The sequence below is a fragment of the Paenibacillus sp. J22P169 genome, from assembly GCF_059691995.1.
Genome location: NZ_JCAUAO010000001.1, coordinates 1,864,427 through 1,881,882 on the forward strand (window position 1 = coordinate 1,864,427; position 17,456 = coordinate 1,881,882).

At 44.3% G+C, this 17,456-nt stretch carries 19 protein-coding genes and 1 other annotated feature; of the genes, 3 read left to right on the forward strand and 16 right to left on the reverse strand.

Annotation, left to right across the window (positions count from 1 at the left end; genetic code table 11):
* Positions 1–151: 151 nt before the first annotated feature.
* The 4 genes from AC58QG_RS08805 to AC58QG_RS08820 form a co-directional block, all read right to left on the reverse strand.
* Positions 152–310, reverse strand: a complete 159-nt coding sequence (locus AC58QG_RS08805) for a hypothetical protein (protein ID WP_164483569.1) — start codon at positions 308–310, stop codon at positions 152–154.
* A 70-nt stretch (positions 311–380) separates the two neighbouring features.
* Positions 381–1,076 (reverse strand): glutamic-type intramembrane protease PrsW, encoded by a 696-nt coding sequence (prsW, locus tag AC58QG_RS08810; protein WP_497361695.1) that lies wholly within the window; start codon positions 1,074–1,076, stop codon positions 381–383.
* 179 nt (positions 1,077–1,255) lie between these two features.
* Complete coding sequence (locus AC58QG_RS08815) at positions 1,256–1,861, reverse strand: genetic competence negative regulator (protein ID WP_497361696.1); 606 nt, start codon at positions 1,859–1,861, stop codon at positions 1,256–1,258.
* A 248-nt stretch (positions 1,862–2,109) separates the two neighbouring features.
* Positions 2,110–2,421 (reverse strand): hypothetical protein, encoded by a 312-nt coding sequence (locus tag AC58QG_RS08820; protein WP_497361697.1) that lies wholly within the window; start codon positions 2,419–2,421, stop codon positions 2,110–2,112.
* A 172-nt stretch (positions 2,422–2,593) separates the two neighbouring features.
* Here AC58QG_RS08820 and AC58QG_RS08825 point away from each other — a divergent pair, with 172 nt between their 5' ends.
* Positions 2,594–3,454: a polysaccharide deacetylase family protein gene (locus AC58QG_RS08825; RefSeq protein WP_497361698.1), complete on the forward strand. Its 861-nt coding sequence runs from the start codon at positions 2,594–2,596 to the stop codon at positions 3,452–3,454.
* Between the two features lie 61 nt (positions 3,455–3,515).
* On the opposite strand, the gene AC58QG_RS08830 is transcribed toward AC58QG_RS08825, so the two are convergent.
* Both AC58QG_RS08830 and AC58QG_RS08835 read right to left on the reverse strand, forming a co-directional pair.
* Complete coding sequence (locus AC58QG_RS08830; RefSeq protein ID WP_497361699.1) at positions 3,516–3,722, reverse strand: hypothetical protein; 207 nt, start codon at positions 3,720–3,722, stop codon at positions 3,516–3,518.
* On the reverse strand, positions 3,719–4,327 hold the full coding sequence (locus AC58QG_RS08835) for a CPBP family intramembrane glutamic endopeptidase (RefSeq protein ID WP_497361700.1): 609 nt from the start codon (positions 4,325–4,327) through the stop codon (positions 3,719–3,721). Before AC58QG_RS08835 ends, AC58QG_RS08830 begins: the two co-directional genes overlap by 4 nt.
* 90 nt (positions 4,328–4,417) lie before the next feature.
* Here AC58QG_RS08835 and AC58QG_RS08840 point away from each other — a divergent pair, with 90 nt between their 5' ends.
* Positions 4,418–5,338, forward strand: coding sequence for a hypothetical protein (locus AC58QG_RS08840; protein ID WP_497361701.1), 921 nt, complete (start codon positions 4,418–4,420; stop codon positions 5,336–5,338).
* 47 nt (positions 5,339–5,385) lie between these two features.
* On the opposite strand, the gene AC58QG_RS08845 is transcribed toward AC58QG_RS08840, so the two are convergent.
* Positions 5,386–5,709 (reverse strand): rhodanese-like domain-containing protein, encoded by a 324-nt coding sequence (locus AC58QG_RS08845; RefSeq protein ID WP_497361702.1) that lies wholly within the window; start codon positions 5,707–5,709, stop codon positions 5,386–5,388.
* Positions 5,710–5,947: 238 nt separating this feature from the next.
* Positions 5,948–6,180 (forward strand) — a binding site (T-box leader).
* Positions 6,181–6,251: 71 nt separating this feature from the next.
* Between AC58QG_RS08845 and serA the strand changes: the two genes are divergently transcribed.
* The gene (serA, locus tag AC58QG_RS08850) at positions 6,252–7,832 is read left to right on the forward strand and encodes a phosphoglycerate dehydrogenase (RefSeq protein WP_497361703.1); all 1,581 of its coding nucleotides are present in this window, start codon (positions 6,252–6,254) and stop codon (positions 7,830–7,832) included.
* A 123-nt stretch (positions 7,833–7,955) separates the two neighbouring features.
* Here the strand turns inward: serA and AC58QG_RS08855 are convergent, their stop codons facing one another.
* From AC58QG_RS08855 to AC58QG_RS08895, 9 genes are all read right to left on the reverse strand, one after another.
* Positions 7,956–9,845: an ATP-binding protein gene (locus tag AC58QG_RS08855; protein ID WP_497361704.1), complete on the reverse strand. Its 1,890-nt coding sequence runs from the start codon at positions 9,843–9,845 to the stop codon at positions 7,956–7,958.
* On the reverse strand, positions 9,846–10,559 hold the full coding sequence (locus tag AC58QG_RS08860) for a response regulator transcription factor (RefSeq protein WP_057312096.1): 714 nt from the start codon (positions 10,557–10,559) through the stop codon (positions 9,846–9,848).
* A gap of 37 nt (positions 10,560–10,596) precedes the next feature.
* On the reverse strand, positions 10,597–11,856 hold the full coding sequence (ccsA, locus tag AC58QG_RS08865) for a cytochrome c biogenesis protein CcsA (RefSeq protein ID WP_497361705.1): 1,260 nt from the start codon (positions 11,854–11,856) through the stop codon (positions 10,597–10,599).
* Entirely contained in the window at positions 11,853–13,514 is a 1,662-nt protein-coding gene (resB, locus tag AC58QG_RS08870) for a cytochrome c biogenesis protein ResB (RefSeq protein ID WP_497361706.1), read from the reverse strand. Before resB ends, ccsA begins: the two co-directional genes overlap by 4 nt.
* 49 nt (positions 13,515–13,563) lie before the next feature.
* Positions 13,564–14,097, reverse strand: a complete 534-nt coding sequence (locus tag AC58QG_RS08875; protein ID WP_497361707.1) for a redoxin domain-containing protein — start codon at positions 14,095–14,097, stop codon at positions 13,564–13,566.
* Positions 14,098–14,180: 83 nt separating this feature from the next.
* On the reverse strand, positions 14,181–14,927 hold the full coding sequence (locus AC58QG_RS08880; RefSeq protein WP_477595123.1) for a pseudouridine synthase: 747 nt from the start codon (positions 14,925–14,927) through the stop codon (positions 14,181–14,183).
* A gap of 113 nt (positions 14,928–15,040) precedes the next feature.
* On the reverse strand, positions 15,041–15,574 hold the full coding sequence (locus AC58QG_RS08885; protein ID WP_310223392.1) for a spore maturation protein: 534 nt from the start codon (positions 15,572–15,574) through the stop codon (positions 15,041–15,043).
* A 6-nt stretch (positions 15,575–15,580) separates the two neighbouring features.
* Positions 15,581–16,180, reverse strand: a complete 600-nt coding sequence (locus AC58QG_RS08890) for a nucleoside recognition domain-containing protein (RefSeq protein ID WP_497361708.1) — start codon at positions 16,178–16,180, stop codon at positions 15,581–15,583.
* A gap of 50 nt (positions 16,181–16,230) precedes the next feature.
* Positions 16,231–17,424: a D-alanyl-D-alanine carboxypeptidase family protein gene (locus AC58QG_RS08895; RefSeq protein ID WP_497361709.1), complete on the reverse strand. Its 1,194-nt coding sequence runs from the start codon at positions 17,422–17,424 to the stop codon at positions 16,231–16,233.
* Between the last annotated feature and the right edge of the window lie 32 nt (positions 17,425–17,456).

Genomic DNA, 17,456 nt, shown 5'->3' on the forward strand with positions numbered 1-17,456 from the left:
TCATACCCAATCTTGCGCTTAGTTTTTACGCGAGGAGGCAGGTTTATACAAGATTGACACAAAATAAACGCCCCCCGAAGTCCTTCATGGACAGAGGCGTTTAATAAGAGGTATATGCAAAAAAAGGCCTATTCAAAAGAATGGCCTCTTGCTAGCTTTCGGTCTCTATTTCAAAATCGTGCTCATTACTGCATATACATTGACGAAATCCAGTTTCAATTTTGTCTTTTTCCTTCTTGCCTCGCAACACGAACTTCTCACCACATAATCGACATCGGATCTTCACTTTCACGCGCGTCGTTAATGACATGTATACCCTCCCGGTCTATCCCCATTCCATGTAATGGAGCTCACCATTTATACAGTCATTATGACCCAATTCATCCCATTTTAATCTTCTCATCGACTGTCACAACGCGTAAGGGAGAGTGTGCATTCGCACGATCTACTCGCCATATCGACCGTAACCATAGAAAAGTCATTAGCGGGATCATAATCCATATCCAGCCTGTTTTGAAAATGAGCAAAATATAATCGAATGCGCCGTGCCAGACAATTGGAAGCAGCAACGATATCCATAGATACCTTGTTTGCTTGTGAGGAACGAACTTCGCTTTCCCCATGTAATACCCCATCATAACGCCAAATAATGCGTGTCCCGATACAGGCAATAGCGCGCGAAGCATTAAAGCTGAGAAAGATGACGCATGTAAAAATGCGTATATGATATTCTCCAAGGTTGCGAAGCCGAGACTTACAGCCACCGCATACACAATCCCGTCATAGGGCTCGTCGAACGCTTCATGTCGAAAAATCAAGTGATACAATAATAGCCACTTCAGAAACTCTTCAATGCCTCCTGAGAGAAAAAAGGAAGTCATAATGGTGCCATTGCCGAACTCCTGGATAAATGCGTTCTGCAGAACCATCGTAGGATACACAAGGAGTACACCGAAGAGAAACATCCGAATCACTAAATGAATAGGTTCTGTTTCGTATCGATCCTTCAGATAAAAGTAGGCGAGCAATGAGAGACCTGGGGCTATGGCTGCCAGTAAAATAGGCACGATATGCATGTTCCAGCTCCCCTCTCTTTTTGAAATACATACCTCTATTATAGTCGTTCTTGTTTGACTTATCTACGTGTAACACTTTACACCCTAGATGCGTATTATGGAAAACAAAACAAGCATCCTCAAAAACGGTTGTTTTTGGAGATGCTTGTTTCATTCTTGCATGAGGACGTGAGTCCTACTTATTTGAAATGGCGGCAGAGCACTTTAACAGCATCATCTGCAATAATCGTCTTCCCATACTCTTCAAGCACGGCTACAGTTACAGAAGAAGCTTCACCGAACTCAGATAGGACAGCGATTAACGCTTGATACTTCGTCTCTTCAAGATCTACGGGTTCAAGCTGTAAAATATATTTCCCTTTGTACGAATACAGGGTACCGCCTTCCATCAGAAGGGGATTAATTACTTTGGATACACGCAGCAGATCTTCAAAATCACGGAAAGCATAGGAGATTAAATCGCTTTGCTCAAGCGTAACTTCCATTTCGTACACTTCTTCAGCTTCGTGATCGTCATATGCATCAGAACTTGCATACAAATCAAGCTTACCTCTGGTCACAATAACAACCATTCCTTGCGCTGGGAGTGCGAATACCTCAACAGCAAGCGGACCGGACGGGTCAAATCCGAGCTCCGAATATGCTTGATCCATCATTTCACTAAACAACTCGTGCACTTTTGGAATTTCTCTCCACATGTCGTCTTTTTGAATTCCACGTTCAGTTAAGTCATCGAATGTTAGGAAAATCCGTATCTTATCCTGACTTAAGCGTTCTATTTTCATGATAGGATCCTCCTTTGAGCTCTCCACTAGGAAAGCTTGCATCGAAAGCATGGTCACCTTATTTCAATCAGAATATGTTAGAAAAATAAAAAGGTGAACCATTAATCAATAAATGGACAGGCATCCATCTATTGTTTTCACCTATCATGTTAACACTAAATCCTCGCAATTGCACGCGCAAGTTATGTATAAAAAGAAAAAGCACAGCCGGCCCCGTGGGTATGCCAGACTGCGCTGCGAGCTTATATTTATTGAATTGTGGCGTTGCTTATTTTATTATCTTGCAAAATTTCACTGACTGTTGCCTTCAAATGTGGGTCTTCTTTCACGATTTTTTCCACTTGATTCAAGCCATTCGTACCTGTCGAGGAGAAATTTCGAGCTACAGATTCTCCAAAAGATTTGTTAGCGAACGTTTCTTTCGCCTTATCTACGACATTCCCCATCGACTGACTGGAAGAGCTAAAAGCCGAGAAGAGCATCGATTTACTTTTACGATTGAGATAAATGACAGCAGCCGCCCCTGCAATACCACCGAGCATAAACGTTCCTAATTTCATTGGATCTCCCTCCATGATAAGTAGTATGATTCCTTCCTAGGTTGTGCGAGTTTAGAAGTCGACATACGCTAAACAAAAAGGAAAACATAGGAGAATTGACATCTGCGAAATGTGTAACTAATTGTGGTACTATAAGTGTTGACTATCATGTAAGGATCTGAGGAGAATAGAAATGATGATAAAGAAGGCAAGTACATTGCTCCTGTCAGTCATGCTTTTATTAGCTGCCTGCAGTTCGAATCAAACGGAAACAACTCCAGCGGCGTCATCGAGCTTGGCTCCAACAACACAAGTAACAGCAAGCCCCAGTCCAACTTCAAATCCAACACCAACCGCGGCACCTACGCCGACACCTTCACCAACACCAATTGCACCCGTACAAGAAGTCGTACAGAAGACATATCATATGAACAAAAATTATGATATTGTACCGAACGACCCGAATGGCAACAAGAAAGTCGTCCTATTAACCTTTGACGACGGCCCGAAAGAACAAGCGATGAATCAATCTCTGATTGATATTCTGAACAAGCATAAGGCGAAAGCTATCTTCTTCATGAACGGTTATCGCATTAAGCAAAAGCCCGAGCTCGTAAAGCTCGTTCACGACAGTGGAAATATCATAGGAAATCACGCTTGGGATCATGACAATCTGAAAGACATGCCGAATGAGAAGATTGATAAACAAGTAGATGATGTCCAACAAATCGTGAAAGAAATTACGGGGCAGTCCCCACAGTTTTTCCGCCCACCTTTTGGTTCGGGCAACGATTATTTGAAAACGAAAGTTAAAAACAACAAAATGCTCTATATGACATGGTCCAATGGTTCTCTGGATTGGGATATGACGAATAAAAACAATGATTCGAATAAAGTCATTGAGAATGTGTTGCAGCAGCTTCATAATGGCAGTAACATTCTCATGCATGAACTTCCTTGGACGGTTAGCGCCCTCGACACCCTGCTCACGAAGTTAGAGGAAAAAGGCTACTCCTTTGTTGATCCGAATGCCATTGAGCTAGAGATGAGATAAAAATAAGAGCCATACCGCAGTCACGAATGTTTCGTGCGTGCGTATGGCTCATTTTATTGTCTCATAACGAAGAGTACTTAATCCCCCACACAGTTAAACTCACCACCAACGCGATAAATAACCATAGCAGCGTCATATAAAAAAGATTCGTCCATTTACCTTGCTCTGAGGGATGTACGGCTCTACGCGGCGGTAAATAGGTATCATCCTCCTGCTTCTCCTCCACTCCTGGGTTCGACCGCGAAGCTACTCTTTCTCCAACACTCATGAACCTTGATCTTCCTCCTTGCTAAACCGAAGTATGCATCCCATCACCATATCAATCATAAAGTGAGCAATTATAGGTGTCCATAGGCTTCCCGTATGAAGGTAAATCCAACCTAAGCCATAGCTAATACAGAAAACCATTCCTGTCATCAGCCAATGTTGAAGATAGCGAACATGAATCGCAGCGAACAAAATACTAGTCCAGTAAGGCCCCCAAGCATGTTGAATCGCACCACGGAATAGGACTTCTTCACAGACAGCAACGATAAATGAGATAAGTGCAATATGCCAAAGGGCCCTATTTCCAAAAATCATCTGGTTAATGCCGCCATCATCCGACACTTCCTTGGGGACCCATCGCGATATAAGCAGGTCCACTCCAAGAACAACTACAGCAAATAAACTTCCCCAAATGACGACTTTCCACCCACCGTGAAAGGACAAGGCCGAAAGAATCTTTGAATTGCTCTGAAATATCAAGATGATAATTCCGATAATAAGTGTAAGCAGCTGTGTGAAGTAAAGATTTAGTAATAATGTTTTGTCATTCAGCTCACTAATGTCAACTTTCCCAATACGAAGGTTCTTGAAATCGAATTTTTTCAAAGGAAGTACCTCATTTCCTTATATTATTCCTTTTTAATGCTGATTGACCTATACTAAAACAAATATTAGAGACAACAAGGAGCTAGATTTATGGAGAAGCGTCTTACCCGCACTGATTATTTATTTGCCCTCATGTTTATCTTTATGCTGGTCTGTATCCTTGGCGCTTTTTTCTATGGCTTGCGACTAGGCCAAACGAAAGCAGATTTAAAATATGATAAAATATTGCACACTGATCAAGCCGCAGTCCCTGAAGTTGGCGCTTATGACCAACAAGTGCTAGTGTCATATTACCATACCATCTTTTTACCCTTTAGGGAATTTCAGAATAAATGGTTTGAATTGTTGAGTCAAATTGAGATGGATAATGCCGCCGTGGACGCTTCCGCTGTCCTGAAAGAGCTTGGTAAAATAGCTGCAGACAAATACAATACACTGCAAAGTAAAAACATGCCTGCGTCTTCTCCACTGCTCGTTCAATCTCATCAAGGTTATTTAAAGAGCTTAAAGCTTTTCGCAGATACATTAAGTAATTATCAATCGAAAGCCAATGCACAAAGCCATTCACAGCTGCTTGACGCTATCCAGAAGGATGCTTATTTCCTTGAAGCCAAAACACAAGCCTTAACTGCTCAAAAAAACTATTTTGACTCTATCCTTGTATGGAACGGCACTTTGGATCCGGACATTGAATATTTCGATCCCAACAATACGGCCAATCTCGATCAGTGGCGCGCGATGAATCTCAACGTGAAGAACGTATATATCACCGCTAAATTGCTAAAAAACAAAGCGTTCTCGCCTTTTTATCCGCAGGATTTAACGATAAGAATTGATGAATTCATCGCTTCAGGACAGGCTAAGAAACTAAATGTAAACGATGTGAATCAAACCATGGAACTGTTACTAAGTACCAATGCTGTTCGCACCGGCGACTTTGTCAAAGGTAAATCCAAGTGGTACTCCAATGAAATGTTACCGCAATTACCCTTCTTTTCGGATGTAAATTAAAAAAGCTGAGAGTGCGGTCAATAAAACCGCATCCTCAGCTTTTTCTATTAGTCGTATTGGAAGCCGCGGAACATGGCTATTGCCGCCATTCCCCCGTCCACATTGATGACACGATCAAAACCATTCTCTTTCAAATATTCAGCTACACGCATACTGCGCATCCCATGTGCACAAACGATATAAATGTCTTTATCATCTGGCAGCTCGCCCATACGAAGCGGTATTTGCTGCATCGGAATGAGTTTCGCTTCTTCCATATGATAGTAATCCCATTCATGTGGTTCTCTCACATCGATGATGACGCTATCTCCGAGAGTTTGCTGTTCAACAGCTTGAAGAAAAATTTGCGGATAAATACGATCGATTTCCATTTATGAACACGCTCCTACTTACAATACTTGAGATCCTACATTCACTGTACCACACCTGAAAATAGGCCTCAAATATAAGCAAAATATCATTGCATTCTGAACATTCTTGCTATAAAATAGACAAAAAGCTTCTAAATAGTTGTCAATCCGAACATTAAAGTCGTTTAGGCGGAAAATCGTTCGACATGTATTGACACGATTTCGAACGCATGGTAATCTAGTAAAAATTCTATATCACAGTACAGCGTTGACGGAGCCAAGCAAATAAAGTAGCTTTCAGAGAACCGATGGTTGGTGAGAATCGGTAGCGAACATGTTGCGGAGCACTCCAGAGTTATTGCATTGAACGTAAGTAGATGCAATCGGGTTAGGGACACGTTACAGTTCCAGGTCGCAAGACCAAATGAGGCTACCCATGCGAATGGGCAGCGAACTAGGGTGGTACCACGAAAGCAATCTCTCGTCCCTTTGGCTACAGGCTAACTGTCTGTGTCCGAGGGCTGGGAGTTTTTTTATGTTTAAATCTAAGGAGGAACCGAATTATGTACAAAGTTCTAGTATCCGATCCAATTAGTGACATGGGAATTCAAATGCTTTATGATGCAGCTGATGTTGAAGTGGTTAAGCAATCTGGTCTATCCGAAGACGAACTCATTGCAATTATCGGTGAGTACGATGCCCTCTTAGTTCGAAGCCAAACAAAAGTAACAGAAAAAATCATGAATGCCGGCACAAAGCTTAAAGTGATTGGCCGCGCAGGTGTTGGTGTTGATAATATCGATTTGGAAGCTGCGACTAAACGCGGAATTATCGTTATCAACGCACCTGATGGGAATACAATCGCAACTTGCGAGCTTACGTTTGCTATGATGATGGCAACAGCTCGTATGATTCCACAAGCGTACAAGAAAACAGTTGGCGGCGAGTGGGATCGTAAATTCATCGGCGTTGAGCTTCGCAACAAAACGTTAGGTATTCTCGGAATGGGACGTATCGGCAGCGAAGTGGCGAAACGCGCGAAAGTATTTGGCATGGAAGTTATCGGCTATGATCCGTTCTTGACAGAAGAGCGCGCTGAGAAAATGGGTGTTAAGCTTGGTTCAGTTAACGAAATCGCTGCACAAGCTGATTTCATTACGGTTCATACGCCACTTACACCGGAAACGCGTCACTTAATCGCGAAACCACAATTTGAATTAATGAAACCAGGTATTCGTATCATCAACTGTGCTCGCGGCGGAATTATCGATGAGCTTGCATTAGTAGAAGCAATTGATCAAGGCATCGTTGCAGGAGCTGCTTTCGACGTATTCGAAGTAGAGCCACCAGCAAAGGATCACCCTTTCTTAACAAATCCGAAAGTGATTGTAACGCCTCATCTTGGTGCATCGACGATCGAAGCACAAGAAAACGTAGCAATCGACGTATCCGAGGAAGTTCTTCATATTCTTCGTAATGAACCATTTAAGAATGCAGTAAACATGCCTCCAGTACCTGCAGATGTATTAAACAAACTACAACCTTACTTCAGCCTTGGTGAAAAAATCGGTTCTGTCCTTGGACAAATCGCTCAAGGTGCAGTATCTGAAATCGTAGTTAACTATGCAGGTGACTTAATGGATGTAGATACAAGCCCATTAACACGCTATATTGTAAAAGGCATTTTCCAAAATCAATTGGAATCCATCAACATCATTAATGCTATGCACCTGGCTAAATCACGCGGTGTTAACATCGTCGTACAAACATCCAATGCTTCGAATAGCTTCACAAACCTTGTAACGGTGACAGTTAAAACGAAACAAGAGGAAAAAACGCTTGCTGGAACATTACTTGCTGGCTTTGGCGAGCGCATCGTGCGTATCGATCAATATCCAGTTGACTTCGCAGCTGAGGGTAACTTGTTGTTAATTTCCCACAACGATAAACCAGGTATTATCGGACGCGTTGGAACACTTCTTGGAAGCAATCAAGTCAATATTGCGACTATGCAAGTTGGTCGTAAAGTAATTGGCGGTTCCGCCATCATGGTACTGACGATTGATAAAACAGCTCCTTCCGAGGTATTGGCTGAGCTTACCAACCAAGACGAAATTGTAAATGTTCGTGCACTTACGCTGTAATAAGCACAAAATGTTTCACGAACAACAAGATTTTATCTGAATATTCTACAAATAAAGGCGAATGCCGAGTGTCTACTCAGCATTCGCCTTTTTCCATGTGTCGAAATTCACACAATTTTCCGTTTATTTGTGTTCACAAGGTAAGCAGATCGTAAATGTGCTGCCTTGCCCCCATGTACTTTGAACAGTTACAGTACCCTGATGGGAATCAATGATGTTCTTGACGATCGCGAGACCAAGTCCAGTCCCCCCTGAGGATCCACGCGTACGCGCTTTGTCCGCCTTGTAGAAGCGTTCAAAGATGAACGGCAGATCTTCGGCAGGGATGCCCTGCCCCTCGTCGACGATCTCAATACGGATCGCAGGCCGATCCTTCGAGAGGCACGCCTCCGCTTTCAAAGCGATACGCGCCCCTGCAGGCGTATGCCGGAACGCGTTGTCGAGCAGGTTCGTCAGCACCTGCTCCAAGCGATCCTCATCCGCACGCTGCAGGATGAGCGACTCTTCCGGCAGCGTCACGCTTAGCGCGATGCCGCGCTCTTTGGCCAGCACCGCGAATTTGCGGTGCATCCGACGCACCAGGGAGTCGATCTCGACCTCCCTGAAGGAAAGCTCGAGATGGCCGGCCTCCATCCGCGCCAGATCGAGCAGGTCACGAACGAGACGCCCCATGCGGAGCGACTCGTCGTGAATGACCTGCACCAGCTCCACGCGTTCCTCCGGCGTGGAGGGAATATCGTCCAGCAGGGCTTCACTGTAGCCCTGCAGCATCGAGATCGGCGTACGCAGCTCGTGCGAGACGTTCGCCACGAAATCCTTGCGCAGCTTATCGAGACGTTCTTCTTCCGTGACATCACGGAGAACGGCCACAGCGCCGCGCACCTGATCTCGAGAGTAAAGTGGCGTCATGGCAACTGACCAGACACCATTCTGCACATGAAGCTTCGTGGCGGCTTCTGCCGACTCATCGACAACGGCTTCAAAGAGTGGAATCAACGGCACCGGTATCGGACTGGCAGAGGAAGGGTTGCTAAAACTCATGAGTCCCCAATCGCCAAGCGATGTATCTGGTTGAAGGAATCTTCTCGGCTTCCCCTCATCTTCCGACCACTCAATGGCACCCCATTCTTGAATGATCTTCTCACCTTGCGGATTACTGAGCATGACGGAACCATTCACATCCAAGGTAATAACCGCATCCGTCATACTCCGCAGAATGCTCGATAAGTGCTCTTTCTCTTGACTGAGAGCATGTATGCTCTCCTGCATCTTCTCGCCCATATGATTAAACGTTTTTGCTAGTTCACCAATCTCATCCTTGGATAGAATCGGCACGCGTGTGCCATATTCCCCTAGTGTGATGAAATCAGCCGCTTTTTTCAATTGCTGCAGCGGTCTTGTGATTTTCGAGAACAAGAAGAAAGCAAAAAAGGTCGTCATGAGAAAACCTACAATCGAAACATAAACAAACAATCTTAACATATACGTTTGTGTTGCTTCTAGAGATTGCAGGGATTGATAAAGCAATGTTGCACCAACGATCGCGCCCTCCATATTGAACAGCGGCACCGCGACAACGAGATATTCAGTCCCCGATTCAAAACGGCCTATGCCTGCTTTATTCACTTGTTTATCGATCGTTTGGCCCTCAAAGACTGGTTTAAGCTCTTCAGGCTTGTAGAAATCCGAGACGTGGAAGTTAACTAAATCACTACCGCGGGTTGTTGGTATAACCATTTCTTTCAATTCCTTAGAAATCACCAGCATCCGCGAATCCTGAAAACTAAGCAGCTCATTCGTTAATACATAGAACTGTTCATTATACATGTGCTGAGAGGCTTCTTCTGAAAGTTTGACAGCCATCGTCTTCATGTGTTTGGTCTGATCTGTTGCTTGTGAGAAATAATTTTCCATATAATTGACAAGGAAAAAGCCCAGTATGAGCAAGACAACCCCAACTAGGCCTATAATTGTTAACCAAAGCTTACCTACGACACTTCTGAAAATAAACACTTATTTAGGCACCTCTAGCTTGTAGCCTACACCCCATACGGTCGTAATCATCGCTGCAGCATCCGGGGATACTTTGTTTAATTTTTCACGAAGTCTCTTAACATGTGTATCTACGGTACGTAAGTCACCAAAAAATTCGTAGTTCCAAACATCCTTCAGAAGCTCTTCACGAGAGAAAACCTTATCCGGAGAAACAGCCAAGTAATGCAGCAATTCGTACTCTTTCGGTGTTAAAGCGACTTCCTGACCACCAGCTGTCACACGATGCGCATCATGCTCGATAATCAAGTTCGGGAACACAATATTATTGCTGGAGCTTGCATCTTTGGATAAATATGCAGTCGCAGAAGAGCGACGAAGGATCGCTTTAACACGATAAATCACTTCACGAGGCGAGAACGGTTTGACGACATAATCATCCGCTCCCACTTCAAATCCACTCACACGATTCGTCTCTTCGCCCTTCGCAGTCAACATAATGACTGGTGTGGACTTCACTTGACGAAGACGTGCACAGACTTCGATACCATCGATACCAGGCAGCATCACGTCAAGCAAGATCAGATCAAAATCGGTTTCGGTGGCCATCCGCAAGGCGGATTCACCATCTTCCGCTTCTTCAATCAGATAACCTTCTTTTTCTAAATACATGCGGAGCAATCGGCGAATACGTTCTTCATCATCAACAACGAGTATACTAGGCTTCAATTCCATCGAGCGTCACATCCTCTATTAATGTACGTACTTTATTTTAAACACCTGCATAGGAATGCAGTCCAGCTATCACTAAGTTCACACCTACTAATGTAAACATAACTACGATAAATCCAATGACAGTTAACCAAGCGGATTTCTTACCTTGCCAGCCTTTAGAAAGACGAAGATGTAGGAAAACGGCATAGAATAACCAAGTGATCAATGCCCATACTTCCTTCGGATCCCATCCCCAGAAACGGCCCCATGCTTCCTGTGCCCAAATCATCGCGAAGATGAGTGCGCCCAGTGTAAAGATCGGATATCCAATTGCAATAGCGCGATAACTGATTTCATCCAGATCTTCCGCATCCATGCCTTTTACAATCGGGCCAATCGCTGCTCCTAACGGTTTACGCGCGACCAGTCGCGCTAGCCCATAAAGGATTAAACCACCAAGAATAGACCAAATCACCGTGTTCAATTTACGTCCTGCACTTGCCCCTTCCATCCAGGATGGTGCCGTGAATAATGGCTCAGACATACCTAAGAAGGACTTCATCTCGACTACTTTCGTATCATACGGTTGTACAATAGGAGGCAATACATAGGTTTCCATTGTCTGGTTCGTTTCCTGCACACCCTGAGCGTTAGTAGTAATAACATCTTTGGAGAAGACAGCTTTGTAACCTGAACCATTGAATGTGAAAATCGACGCAATAAATGCCACAAGCATGAGGATAAAGAATAAGGTTAGCTCAACACCTCTTTGTTCCTTTTTATCGGTCTTCGTCGTCCCTTTATAGTCTACTGCGCGCAGCAGATACATCAAGCCGCCGGCAAAACCAACTGCAAAGAAGGCTTCTCCGGTTGCAGCAGTTGTCACGTGAATTTTGAGCCAGTAGCTTTGCAAAGCAGGAATCAATGGCTGTACTTCACTTGGGAAAACAGAAGCATAAGCAATAATGATAAAACCAATCGGTAAGGCAAAGACGCCTAATACAGGTGTCCGATAAATGAGATATACAATCAAGAAGGCACACATGATCATCATCCCTAAAAAGGTCATAAATTCATACATGTTGGATGTTGGGATATGATCCCCTTCTGCCCATCTCGTGAAGAAGAACGTCACATGACAAGCAAAACCAATTACAGATGTTATAAAAGCGACGAAGCCCCATTGTCTCGTGTGATCTTCGGGCTTTCGATTGCTCCATCTCTTACCGGTAATTGATAGGACAAACAGGAAGAATGCGAGCAAATATACAAAAAAAGCGATGAGTAGAAAGGTGCTGCTGACAGAGTTTACATTCACCCCTGGTTTCCTCCATTTGCTAATGTTTTCGGTGATACGTCCAAATCATTCTTATTTAATGCTGCGGCAACTTCATTACGAAGACCGAACCAGTTCTTGTTCGTGTGACCGCCGAGCGTAAGTTTCCCCTCATCAATTCGAATCCAAATACGTCGGTGCTGCCAATAGAAGCCCATGATGACACCGATCATAAAGATCGCGGAGCCAACCCATATATACGGCATTGCTTTATCTACGCGGATATTCAGGTATGTCGTGTAATTGGCAAACTGAACACCTTCCATAGAGCCGACTGCAATTTTCAACTTCTGGCTTATCGCACCGTTAATCGTATCTTGCGAGAATGTTTCCTTATCAATTTGTCTTGGGAAATACAGATAAGGTTCTCCTTTATCAGCTAACCCTGGACCCGTAATGCTAAAAATAAACGCTGGTGCTTTCGGCTCATTCGACTTCGAGATCGGTTGCCCCTTCTCTAAGCCGAACTCAGGGAAAAAGCCCTTCAAGGTAAGCTTATAAGGTCCTACCTGATAGGAATCCTTCGGATTATTCATAGGTAGATCAAAGCTGCCATAGGTTTCACCTGTAGTTGGATTGCTCAGCGTGGGCTTCACGGAGATCAATAATGGTGTTGCTTTATAATCAAACTGATAGGCTTGCAGACCCTTGTAATCCAGTGGATGATTCACAATGATGTTGGCTTTATGGACTTCTTCCAGTACTGGCGCCTCTGCCCCATCATTGCAATTCGCGGTACAATGATACAAAGTAGCTTGCGTTTCATACGTCTTAGGAACGATCTGACCTTTGTCTTTGATGCTCGCAGGCAGATCTTGCTCATCATACAGCGTAAGTGTGAATTTCTCATTTTTGATGTAATACGACGTATGTGGGATTGGCTTGGTTTCGCCTTCAAGAATACCCATATATTGATCCATATGCCAACCTGGAATTCCCCGCATTAGCACTCCGATTAGGAAGATAATGAGTCCGATATGATTAATATAGGGACCCCAGCGGCTAAAACGATATTTCTCAGCAAGAAGTGCTGAACCATCTGTATGTACACGGTAATTTTTTTTGCGTAAAAGTGTGCCTAACTTGTTCGTCCAAGCAATCTCATCCGTACCAGCTGGCAAGTCCGTTACGAGTGTAACATTTTGTCTAGTCAAAAAATTGATGTGCTTGCGTATTTGCTGCTTGGATAACGCTCGATATAGCGGCAGAACACGATCCAGACTGCAAATGACAAGTGAAGTTCCGATCATGAATAGTAAAGTGATGAACCACCACGAGCTGAAAGTATGAGAAAGACCAAGCGCATGATAGATACTTCCTAGTTTTCCATAGTTTTCGGTGTAGTATTGAGACGGATCCATGTCCAGAAATGTATTCTCTTGTGGAAATATCGTACCTACAGCCGAAGCCAGTGTTGTAATAAAAATGATCCATACGGCTATTTTGACCGAGGAGAAGAAATTCCAGACTTTATCGAGTAGAGAGGGATTCGATTTCTGAGAGCGACGAGCCATGCCATCATAACGCATTTCCAAAATGTCTCTGCCATCGATATCGATCAGCGGATTGCCACATGACTCACACAGCGTGGTCCCTGTGGGGTTCTGATGCCCGCAATCGCATTTGGTATTGTAGAACATGATGACCTCCTAAAAACGTTGAGCATGCGTGCGAATAAAGATAACCGAATTACGATTTTTTCACCAAACTAGACAAGGTCTCATCAATATAAGACTCTTCCATTTGGCCAATTTTTTTCACAACTATTTTGCCGTCTGCCCCTATGAAAAAGGTTGTTGGATAGTCCATAACGCCATATAGCTTACGCACTACTTCATTGGCATCCAGCAGCACTGGCATATTAAGATTGTATTGCTCCATGAAGCCCTGAACGGTTACTTTATTCTTGTCCACATTCACCTCTAAAAAGACGACACCTTGACTCTTCCACTTATCATATTGCTTCTGGAGATCAGGCATTTCTTCTTTACATGGTGGACAAAACGTACCCCAGAAATTCACTAACACAACCTTCCCTTTGTAGTCGGAAAGCTCATGTGTTTGACCATCTAACCCCACCAAGGAAAAGTTTGTCGCTTTCTCCCCTTGCTGCGGGTATTTCTTGCTTGCTGAAGCAGACAAATTTGTAATAATCGTAAACACACCAATAATGAGCACGATTGCAAAGATCCCAATCTGTACCCACTTCTTATTACGACCCACTGTTAATCACCTTCGCTTTGTCGACAATGTTAGTTTTGGCATATCGAATTATACCCTTATTATAACGAAAAGAAGGCCAATTCTTATTGGCCTTTTTGAACGTTATGTGTCCTTAGAGCTTCGTTCCTAAGCTCTTCAACCTCTTTGGGCGTCAAGTGGCGATACTTCGCTCTTGGCAGGCCTGTTAAGAAGATGGGACCAAATTTAATCCGCTTTAATTTGATAACCGGGAATGAAATCGCCTCGAACATACGTCTAACTTGGCGGTTTCTTCCTTCATAAATTGTGATCTGAATGATGGACTCATTCTTCTCCATGTTCACATCCGCATACTCAACTTCTGCAGGAGCCGTCATACCATCTTCTAACTGTATGCCCATTTTGAGCTTATCTAATAACGTGCCGTGCGGCACCCCTTTTACAGTCGCTTGGTACGTCTTCGGTACATGATGCTTAGGATGTGTTAATAGGTGTGCAAACTCACCGTCATTCGTTAATATGAGCAAGCCTTCCGTATCATAATCCAGTCGACCGACCGGATATACGCGCTCTCTGATCCCTGGCAAGAAATCAGTAACGACTTTACGTCCTTCTGGATCCGTTGCACTCGTAATAACACCTTTGGGCTTATTTAAAATGACATAGATCTTCTTCTGTTGACCTATCGCACGTCCATCGACCCTAATTTCATCTTCGGCTGTATTCACTTTCACACCCAGCGTCGTGACGACTTCACCGTTCACTTGCACGCGTCCCGCTGTAATGATTTCTTCACATTTCCGGCGGGATGCGATCCCAGCTTCGGCTAATACCTTTTGCAGTCTTTCCATTATCCGCTTTCACCTCAAGCTAATGATAACGGACTTAACCGCAAATCTCAAGCGGCAGCCCACAATAACTGACAGAAGGTGACAGAATGATGACTAAGAAGTCTTAAACCCTGTTATGAAAACACCAAATAACAAATTACTAACGAAGCTATGAAGCCGACAGCGTCCGAAATTAAACCTACTTTAAGCGCATAGCCCGCTTTTCGAATACCAATAGCGCCAAAATATACCGTAATCACATATAGCGTCGTATCCGTGCTCCCTTGTACCGTTGAGGCAATTCGCCCGATCATTGAATCAGGCCCAAATTGCTCAATCAAGTCTGTCGTAAAAGCCAACGAGCCCGCTCCGGTAATTGGCCGCAAGATGGCTAACGGTAGTACCTCTGTTGGCACACCAATGCTTTCGAAAAAAGGCCGCATCCAGCCGATCAGCATGTCCATCGCACCGGATGCGCGAAACACAGAGATCGCCACCATCATCCCGACGAGGTGAGGAATAATTTTGATCGCCGTATCGAAGCCATCCTTGGCCCCCTCTACAAACGATTCATAGACGGGAACTTTACGATAAGCTGCGTAGAGTGGAATGAAAACAATCATAATCGGGATAGCCCATGCCGAAATGAGCGAAACGAGTGCGTACATGCCGGTTCATCCTTTCAGCGGAGGGATAGGTGAGCGCGATCTGCGATACCATCGATCCACGAATATTGCCACTGTTGTTGAGATGATCGTCGCAATGAGTGTTGTGCCTACGATTTCTGCTGGATTCATGGAATTGAAATTCATTCGTATTGCAATAAGTGTTGTTGGGATTAAGGTGATACTCGACGTATTAAGGGCAAGCAGTGTAGACATCGCTGTACTTGCCTCATCCTTCTTGGGATTGAGCTTTTGAAGCTCCTGCATCGCTTTAATACCCATCGGGGTAGCTGCGTTGCCTAAGCCTAGGATATTCGCGCTCATGTTCGACATAATGTAACCAAGAGCTGGGTGATTCTTAGGAACACTTGGGAAAAGAAAGCGTACAACAGGCTGAAGCAATCTAGCCAGTTTGTGTAACACACCCGCGTCTTCCGCAATTCGCATCATGCCCATCCAGAATACCAATACACTTATTAATCCAAAGCAGACCGTAACCCCGTTCTTTGCCCCATCAAATGCAGCTTGTGTCACAGATTCTATATCTCCATTAATCGCCGCGACGAGGAAACCAACAACGATAAAAAATAGCCAGATCCAATTCACCATAGGTTAGCACTCCTTACTACGCAACTTTTGCTCGACACACATTCCACCAATTAATCCGCCCATTGGGAGCCTGATAGATTAAATAGCTCCTGCACAAGCATTCTGCAGATATAGCCATACTTAGTAAGCCATGTATCTTGATAAGGACTGCTGGGTTGAAAAGAAAACGTCGCTTTCTCCGGAACTTGCAGCAGCGGATTGGACTTATCATAAATTGGAATCGTCTGTATCAGCTTGTTCTTTAATGAGATCTGTAGCGCTCCACGTTCTGCTAGTCGATATTCGGTGGTCATCGGATCTACCAAAGTGACCTTGTGGGTTAAGCTAGCGTATTCACCTTCTGCGAGAGGATACTTGAATGTTCGGCTTGCCACCCAGGGGGTTCCTTCGATCGCATCCCCTTTCTTCACCAACGTTTGCAGCGGGAAATTGTTAAAGCCATATTGAAGCAGTTTCGCGTGGTCCGCCCAGTCATCACCGTCATTCAATGTGACGACGACAAGCTGCTGTCCGTCTCGTGTTGCCGAAGATACTAAGCAGCGCTTGGCCAGCTTCGTATACCCCGTTTTCACGCCGTCTGCCCCTTCAAACATGGAGAGCATCTTGTTTTTGTTCAGCCAAGAATAATCCCACGATTCATTAGGGTTAGGCACTTTTTTCAACTTCGTGGACACAATGTCTGCGAAAACACTATTTTTGAGCGCATAAGCCGTCAACTTGGCCATATCGTTCGGACTAGAACGATGACCTTCACCTTCATCGAGCCCTGATGGATTCGTGAAATGGGAATGATCCATCCCTAGCATTTTCGCTTTCTCATTCATCAAGTAGACAAAGCCATCGACGCTTCCACCAATATGCTCTGCAATCGCAGTAGCCGCGTCATTGCCGGAACGCATCATGAGTCCATAAAGCATGTCATGAAGTCTCATTTCTTCCCCAAGCTTCAAATATATCGATGACCCTTCTTTGCCGAAGGCGTTCTTGCTGACTTTGACCATACTCCCCAGATCACCTTGCTCAATGGCAATGATGGCGGTCATAATTTTAGTCAAGCTGGCTATTCGCATAGGCGTGTCCCCTTTTTCACTATAAAGGACGCGTCCTGACTCCACATCAACTAGCGAAGCCCCCACAGCATTGGTATGAATGCTAGGCGGCGCGGCGTCTACATAGGACCATGGCGCAATTAACAATCCAATCAAGGCACAGCAAACGAAGATGAACTGGTGTTTGGTTTTCATCGTTTTGGTTATCCTCCTACACGAGCGAACTT

Excerpts from the sequence above, each read along its gene's own strand:
- AC58QG_RS08805 (WP_164483569.1), bottom strand. The coding sequence starts at position 310 with ATGTCATTAACGACGCGCGTGAAAGTGAAGATCCGATGTCGATTATGT.
- prsW (WP_497361695.1), bottom strand. The coding sequence starts at position 1,076 with ATGCATATCGTGCCTATTTTACTGGCAGCCATAGCCCCAGGTCTCTCA.
- AC58QG_RS08815 (WP_497361696.1), bottom strand. The coding sequence starts at position 1,861 with ATGAAAATAGAACGCTTAAGTCAGGATAAGATACGGATTTTCCTAACA.
- AC58QG_RS08820 (WP_497361697.1), bottom strand. The coding sequence starts at position 2,421 with ATGAAATTAGGAACGTTTATGCTCGGTGGTATTGCAGGGGCGGCTGCT.
- AC58QG_RS08825 (WP_497361698.1), top strand. The coding sequence starts at position 2,594 with ATGATGATAAAGAAGGCAAGTACATTGCTCCTGTCAGTCATGCTTTTA.
- AC58QG_RS08830 (WP_497361699.1), bottom strand. The coding sequence starts at position 3,722 with ATGAGTGTTGGAGAAAGAGTAGCTTCGCGGTCGAACCCAGGAGTGGAG.
- AC58QG_RS08840 (WP_497361701.1), top strand. The coding sequence starts at position 4,418 with ATGGAGAAGCGTCTTACCCGCACTGATTATTTATTTGCCCTCATGTTT.
- AC58QG_RS08845 (WP_497361702.1), bottom strand. The coding sequence starts at position 5,709 with ATGGAAATCGATCGTATTTATCCGCAAATTTTTCTTCAAGCTGTTGAA.
- serA (WP_497361703.1), top strand. The coding sequence starts at position 6,252 with ATGTACAAAGTTCTAGTATCCGATCCAATTAGTGACATGGGAATTCAA.
- AC58QG_RS08860 (WP_057312096.1), bottom strand. The coding sequence starts at position 10,559 with ATGGAATTGAAGCCTAGTATACTCGTTGTTGATGATGAAGAACGTATT.
- resB (WP_497361706.1), bottom strand. The coding sequence starts at position 13,514 with ATGTTCTACAATACCAAATGCGATTGCGGGCATCAGAACCCCACAGGG.
- AC58QG_RS08880 (WP_477595123.1), bottom strand. The coding sequence starts at position 14,927 with ATGGAAAGACTGCAAAAGGTATTAGCCGAAGCTGGGATCGCATCCCGC.
- AC58QG_RS08885 (WP_310223392.1), bottom strand. The coding sequence starts at position 15,574 with ATGTACGCACTCGTTTCGCTCATTTCGGCATGGGCTATCCCGATTATG.
- AC58QG_RS08890 (WP_497361708.1), bottom strand. The coding sequence starts at position 16,180 with ATGGTGAATTGGATCTGGCTATTTTTTATCGTTGTTGGTTTCCTCGTC.
- AC58QG_RS08895 (WP_497361709.1), bottom strand. The coding sequence starts at position 17,424 with ATGAAAACCAAACACCAGTTCATCTTCGTTTGCTGTGCCTTGATTGGA.